Annotated in this window: 1 protein-coding gene; it reads left to right on the top strand. The window is 42.9% G+C overall.

The window, feature by feature from the left end; all coding sequences use genetic code 11:
- Positions 1–2,218: hypothetical protein (locus ACJJV4_RS00005; RefSeq protein WP_405290836.1), on the top strand; the 2,218-nt coding region annotated here is incomplete at both ends.

Here is a 2,218-nt window from a genome sequence, read left to right on the forward strand (position 1 = left end):
CTGTAATCACAGAGAACACCGATCCAACTTGCGAAGGCGATAAGATTTACACCTTCACTTATACAGACTGTGCTAATAACGTCTCCGTTTATACCTACACCTATACGATTGATGTGTCGACATTACCCGTAGTTCCAGCGAATGCAAGCAGCACAGTAGAATGTATTGCAGATGCGGTTCAACCAGCCACACCAACAGTAACGGATGTTTGCGGAAATAATATTATTCCCGTGATCACAGAAAACACGGATCCAACTTGCGAAGGCGATAAGATTTACACCTTCACTTATACGGACTGTGCTAACAATGTCTCCGTTTATACCTACACCTATACGATTGATGTGTCAACATTACCTGTAGTTCCAGCGAATGCAACCAGCACTGTAGAATGTATTGCAGATGCGGTTCAACCAGCCACACCATCAGTAACGGATGTTTGCGGAAATAACATTATTCCTGTAATAACAGAGAACACCGATCCAACTTGCGAAGGCGATAAGATTTACACCTTCACTTATACAGACTGTGCTAATAACGTCTCCGTTTATACCTACACCTATACGATTGATGTGTCGACATTACCTGTAGTTCCAGCAAATGCAACCAGCACTGTAGAATGTATAGCAGATGCGGTTCAACCAGCCACACCATCAGTAACGGATGTTTGCGGAAATAACATTATTCCTGTAATAACAGAGAACACCGATCCAACTTGCGAAGGCGATAAGATTTACACCTTCACTTATACAGACTGTGCTAATAACGTCTCCGTTTATACCTACACCTATACGATTGATGTGTCGACATTACCTGTAGTTCCAGCAAATGCAACCAGCACTGTAGAATGTATAGCAGATGCGGTTCAACCAGCCACACCATCAGTAACGGATGTTTGCGGAAATAACATTATTCCTGTAATAACAGAGAACACCGATCCAACTTGCGAAGGCGATAAGATTTACACCTTCACTTATACAGACTGTGCTAATAACGTCTCCGTTTACACCTACACCTATACGATTGATGTGTCGACATTACCCGTAGTTCCAGCGAATGCAACCAGTACTGTAGAATGTATCGCAGATGCGGTTCAACCAGCCACACCAACAGTAACGGATGTTTGCGGTAATAACATTATTCCTGTAATAACAGAGAACACCGATCCAACTTGCGAAGGCGATAAGATTTACACCTTCACTTATACAGACTGTGCTAATAACGTCTCCGTTTATACCTACACCTATACGATTGATGTGTCAACATTACCTGTAGTTCCAGCGAATGCAACCAGCACAGTAGAATGTATTGCAGATGCGGTTCAACCAGCCACACCAACAGTAACGGATGTTTGCGGTAATAATATTATCCCTGTAATAACAGAAAATGCCGATCCAACTTGCGAAGGCGATAAGATTTACACCTTCACTTATACGGACTGTGCTAATAACGTCTCCGTTTACACCTACACCTATACGATTGATGTGTCCACATTACCTGTAGTTCCAGCGAATGCAACCAGCACAGTAGAATGTATTGCAGATGCGGTTCAACCAGCCACACCAACAGTAACGGATGTTTGCGGAAATAATATTATTCCTGTGATCACAGAAAACACGGATCCAACTTGCGAAGGCGATAAGATTTACACCTTCACTTATACAGACTGTGCTAACAATGTCTCCGTTTACACCTACACCTATACGATTGATGTGTCGACATTACCTGTAGTTCCAGCGAATGCAACCAGCACAGTAGAATGTATCGCAGATGCGGTTCAACCAGCCACACCGACAGTAACGGATGTTTGCGGTAATAACATTATTCCAGTGATCACAGAGAACACCGATCCAACTTGCGAAGGCGATAAGATTTACACCTTCACTTATACAGACTGTGCTAATAACGTCTCCGTTTATACCTACACCTATACGATTGATGTGTCAACATTACCCGTAGTTCCAGCGAATGCAAGCAGCACAGTAGAATGTATTGCAGATGCGGTTCAACCAGCCACACCAACAGTAACGGATGTTTGCGGAAATAATATTATTCCCGTGATCACAGAAAACACGGATCCAACTTGCGAAGGCGATAAGATTTACACTTTCACTTATACGGACTGTGCTAATAACGTCTCCGTTTACACCTACACCTATACGATTGATGTGTCGACATTACCCGTAGTTCCAGCAAATGCAACCAGCACTGTAGAATGTAT

The sequence above is a fragment of the Algibacter sp. Ld11 genome (assembly GCF_045066735.1).
In the GTDB taxonomy this organism is placed as follows: Bacteria; Bacteroidota; Bacteroidia; order Flavobacteriales; family Flavobacteriaceae; genus Algibacter.